This window comes from Actinosynnema sp. (assembly GCF_052038725.1).
In genome coordinates this window covers 1-4,719 of sequence record NZ_JBQGCX010000133.1, presented here as the reverse complement: position 1 = coordinate 4,719, position 4,719 = coordinate 1, and the positions used below count along the sequence as shown (strand labels likewise).

General features: G+C 72.9%; 4 protein-coding genes. 3 read left to right on the top strand and 1 reads right to left on the bottom strand.

Annotated elements, in window-relative coordinates; all coding sequences use genetic code 11:
* Positions 1-40 precede the first annotated feature (40 nt).
* Complete coding sequence (locus tag ACTUAL_RS02595) at positions 41-1,360, bottom strand: M14 family metallopeptidase (RefSeq protein ID WP_096496427.1); 1,320 nt, start codon at positions 1,358-1,360, stop codon at positions 41-43.
* Between the two features lie 197 nt (positions 1,361-1,557).
* Between ACTUAL_RS02595 and hisD the strand changes: the two genes are divergently transcribed.
* Genes hisD through hisB form a run of 3 tightly spaced genes read left to right on the top strand, consistent with a single transcriptional unit; the run spans position 1,558 to position 4,615 of the window.
* Entirely contained in the window at positions 1,558-2,874 is a 1,317-nt protein-coding gene (gene hisD / locus ACTUAL_RS02590; RefSeq protein WP_440899137.1) for a histidinol dehydrogenase, read from the top strand.
* The gene (locus tag ACTUAL_RS02585) at positions 2,871-4,016 is read left to right on the top strand and encodes a histidinol-phosphate transaminase (protein ID WP_440899136.1); all 1,146 of its coding nucleotides are present in this window, start codon (positions 2,871-2,873) and stop codon (positions 4,014-4,016) included. The genes hisD and ACTUAL_RS02585 overlap by 4 nt, the downstream gene beginning before the upstream one ends.
* A complete protein-coding gene (gene hisB, locus ACTUAL_RS02580; protein WP_096496424.1) occupies positions 4,013-4,615 on the top strand; it encodes an imidazoleglycerol-phosphate dehydratase HisB in 603 nt (200 codons plus the stop codon). The genes ACTUAL_RS02585 and hisB overlap by 4 nt, the downstream gene beginning before the upstream one ends.
* Positions 4,616-4,719: the final 104 nt, after the last annotated feature.

The window sequence follows — 4,719 nt, the reverse complement described above, 5'->3', positions numbered from 1 at the left end:
CTGAGCGGGCACGACCGGGCCGCGTCGTGCCGCTACCGGGTCAGCAGGTGCTGCTGATGATCCGGGGCGGGCAGTCCGCGTAGCTCAGGAACAGCTCGACGGCCGAGTCGTTGCGCGAGGTCTGCGCCGCGATGACCGTGTCGCGCGGGTAGAACCCGCTCGTCCCGCCGCCCGAGGACGGGTACATCTCGAACGTGTAGCTCCAGATCTTGTGCGTGCCCCACATCCAGTCGTCGACCGCGCCGTCCGTGATGTACAGGTCGCTGGCCTGCTGCGGGGTGTAGCCGTTGAGCGCGGCCATCTGCCTGCCCAGCGTCGAGAACACCCTGGCCTGCGTGGCGTTCAACCCGGTGTCGGTGTCCGCCGTCGTGTAGCCGTACGGCCACAGGATCAGCTCCGAGTAGGTGTGCCAGTCGATGTTGGCCTTGATCTGCTGCACCCCGCCGACCACGCGGCTGCCCACGAAGTCCCGGATGTTGCGGGTCTCCGGCGCGGAGAACGCCGCCGTGCCCCGGTAGGTCTCCGACGACCCGGAACCGCTGGAGCCGCCGCAGCAGCCCCACTTGTAGCCCCAGTTCCGGTTGGTGTCGGTGCCGGTGGACGTCGAGTTCGGCTGGCGGTTCTTGCGCCACGCCCGCAGCGTGCCCGCCGCGACGTCGTACTCCGCGCCGTCCGGGTTGACGCTCGGCACGATCCAGATCTCCCGCGAGTCGACCAGGGACTTGATCGTGGAGTTCGTGGCGTACCCGTCCGTGTAGCGCTGGATGATGCGCAGGCACATCTCCACCGTCAGGTGCTCACGGGCGTGCTGGTTGCAGGTGAACAGCACCTCCGGCTCGGCCTCGTCGACCGCCGGGTTGTCGCTGATCTTGAGCATCCACTGGTCGCGGCCCTCGTAGGTCTTGCCGATGCTGCGCAGCGAGACCAGGTTCGGGTGGTCGGCGACGGTCTGGTTCAGCTCGGCGACCACCTCCGAGTAGTTGTGGTACCCGGTGTAGCCGGACGGGAAGTCCCTGGTCCCGACCTCGTCGGGCTTCGGGTCGGCGAAGTCGACCCGGCCCAGCGCGGCCAGGTCGGCCTCCGCGTCGCCCAGCGACTTGACCGGCAGGCCGGTCGCGGTGAGCGTGCCGCGCTGGTGGCGCTCGGCGATGACCGTCATGCGGTCGCCGTCCACGCCCAGCACGTCCACGCCGGTGCTCGCGATCCGGGTGCGCTGGTGCGCGTCGGTCGCGGTGATCTCGAACAGCTCCCGCTGGGGGCTCTGCTGCGCGCTCGGCTGCGCGGACCCGGTGTGCAGGGGCACCAGGACCAGGCAGGCTCCGAGCGCCACGGCCGTGAGACCGCGTCGCTTGAAGGACATCTGCTTCCTCCATCATCAGGCAGGGTTGTGCGACGGAGTGCGCCCGACCTCGTTGTCACGCGCACCACGCAGCGTGGCGCTCCCGTCACCCTTCGGAAAGGTCCATTGGACGGCTTCACCGCATGGTGTGAGAGCTGACAATTGACGCACCACGGGCCTGCCACTCGCCCGGATGGTGGACGCCCTACCCTGGTGACATGCTCAACCGCGTCGACCTGCGAGGCCGGGTCCCGTCCGCCGCCGAACTGCGCGCCGCGCTGCCGCGCGCCGAGGTCGACGTGGACGCGGTGCTGCATCAGGTCCGGCCGCTGGTGCAGGACGTGCGGGACCGGGGCGTCGAGGCCGTGCTGGAGCACACCGAGCGCTTCGACGGCGTCCGCCCCGAGCGGGTGCGCGTGCCGCAGGCCGAGCTGGACGCCGCGCTCGCCGGGCTGGACCCCGAGGTCCGGGCCGCGCTGGAGGAGTCCATCGCCCGCGCCCGCGCCGTCCACGCCGACCAGCGCCGCACCGACACCACCACGAAGGTCGTGCCCGGCGGCACGGTCACCGAGCGCTGGGTCCCGGTCCGCCGGGTCGGCCTGTACGCGCCCGGCGGCCTCGCCGTGTACCCGTCCAGCGTGGTCATGAACGTCGTCCCCGCCCAGACCGCGGGCGTCGAGTCGCTCGTGGTGTGCTCGCCGCCGCAGGCCGACTTCGGCGGGCTGCCGCACCCCACCGTGCTGGCCGCCGCCGCGCTGCTCGGCGTCACCGAGGTGTGGGCGGTCGGCGGCGCGCTCGCCGTCGCGCTGCTCGCGCACGGCGGCGTCGACACCACCGGGGAGGAGCTGGAGGCCGTCGACCTGGTCACCGGGCCCGGCAACATCTACCTCACCGCCGCGAAGCGCCTGCTGCGCGGCCTGATCGGCATCGACGCCGAGGCCGGTCCCACCGAGATCGCGGTCCTCGCCGACGAGACCGCCGACCCGGTGCACGTGGCCGCCGACCTGATCAGCCAGGCCGAGCACGACCCGCTGGCCGCCGCCGTCCTGGTCACCACCTCCGAGCCGCTCGCCGACGCCGTCGACGCCGCGCTGGCCCGGCTGGTGCCGGAGACCACGCACCACGAGCGGGTGCGCACCGCGCTCACCGGCGAGCAGTCCGGCGTCGTGCTGGTGTCCACCGTGGACGACGGCCTGCGCGTCGTGGACGCCTACGCCGCCGAGCACCTGGAGATCCAGACCGCCGACGCCGCCGCCGTGGCCGCGCGAGTGCGCGCCGCCGGTGCGGTGTTCGTCGGACCGCACTCGCCGGTGTCGCTGGGCGACTACTGCGCGGGCTCCAACCACGTGCTGCCCACCGGCGGCTGCGCCCGGCACTCGTCGGGGCTGTCCGTGCAGACGTTCCTGCGCGGCATCCACGTCGTGGACTACAGCGAGGACGCCCTGCGCGAGGTCGCGGCCAAGGTCGTGGCGCTCGCCGAGGCCGAGGACCTGCCCGCGCACGGCCAGGCCGTGACGGCGAGGTTCGCCCGATGAGCCCCGCGCTGGACAGCTCCGACCTGGAGCGGGAGAGCGCCGCCGTGCCCGGCGAGCGGGTCGGCCTCGCCGACCTGCCGCTGCGCGAGGACCTGCGCGGCAGGTCGCCGTACGGCGCGCCGCAGCTGGACGTGCCGATCCGGCTCAACACCAACGAGAACCCGTACCCGCCGACCCCCGAGCTGGTCGACGAGGTCGCCGCCGAGGTGCGGCGGGCCGCCGCCGAGCTGCACCGCTACCCGGACCGGGACGCGCTCGCGCTGCGCGCCGACCTGGCCGCGTACCTGGCGGGCGCGACCGGCGTGCCGCTGACCGAGCGGAACCTGTGGGCCGCCAACGGGTCCAACGAGATCCTGCAGCAGGTGCTCCAGGCGTTCGGCGGACCCGGCCGCACCGCGCTCGGCTTCGAGCCGTCCTACTCGATGCACCCGATCATCGCGGCGGGCACCAGGACGGAGTGGTTCCCCGCGCCCCGGCGCGCCGACTTCTCCCTCGACACCGACCGGGCCGCCGAGGTCGTGGCCGAGCGCCGCCCGGACGTGGTGTTCGTGACCAGCCCCAACAACCCCACCGGGCAGTCCATGCCCACCGGGGACCTGCGCGGGCTCCTGGAGGCCGCGCCCGGCGTGGTCCTGGTGGACGAGGCCTACGCCGAGTTCTCCGACCGCCCCAGCGCCGTCGCGCTGCTGGCGGAGTTCCCGCACAAGCTCCTCGTCAGCCGCACCATGAGCAAGGCGTTCGCGTTCGCCGGCGGGCGGCTCGGCTACCTGGCCGCCGCCCCCGCCGTGATCGACGCGCTGCTGCTCGTGCGCCTGCCCTACCACCTGTCCGCGCTCACCCAGGCCGCCGCGCGCGCCGCCCTCCGGCACGCCGACGCCACCCTCGGCTCGGTCGCGCGGCTGGCCGCCGAGCGCGACCGGGTGGTGTCCGAGCTGTCCGGCCTGGGCTTCGACGTGACGCCCAGCAACGCCAACTTCGTCCTGTTCGGCGAGTTCGCCGACGCGCGCGCCACCTGGCAGGAGTACCTGGACCGGGGCGTGCTCATCCGCGACGTCGGCATCCCCGGCAGGCTCCGGGTGACCATCGGCACGCCGGACGAGAACAACGGTTTCCTGTCAGCGAGCAAGGAGGTCAGCCGGTGAGCCGGGTCGGCAGGGTGGAGCGCGCCACCAGGGAGTCCTCGGTGCTGGTCGAGGTCGACCTCGACGGCTCCGGGCAGGTGGAGATCGACACGGGCGTGCCGTTCTACAACCACATGCTCAACGCCCTCGGCACGCACGGATCGCTGGACCTGGTGGTCAGGGCCACCGGCGACACGGACATCGACGCGCACCACACCGTCGAGGACACCGCGATCGTGCTCGGCCAGGCGCTGCGGCAGGCGCTGGGCGACAAGAAGGGCATCCGCCGCTTCGGCGACTGCTGGATCCCCATGGACGAGACCCTCGCGCACGCGGCGGTCGACGTGTCCGGGCGCCCGTACTGCGTGCACACCGGGGAACCGGCCGAGTTCAACGCGTTCACCATCGGTGGGAACTACCCGTTCGTGCTGAACCGGCACGTGTTCGACTCGCTGGCGTTCCACGCGGGCATCGCGCTGCACGTGCGCGTGGAGTACGGCCGCGACCCGCACCACATCGCGGAGGCGCAGTACAAGGCGATCGGCCGGGCGCTGCGCGCGGCGGTCGAGCCGGACCCGCGCGTGGCGGGCGTCGTCCCGTCCACGAAGGGCGTGCTGTAGGTGCAGAAGGAGTACGTGGTCTACGGGACCATCGCGGTGGCCGGGTTCCTGCTGGGCGGCGTGTACAGCACCTGGAAGACGAACCGGGGGCTCGCGGTCGTGCT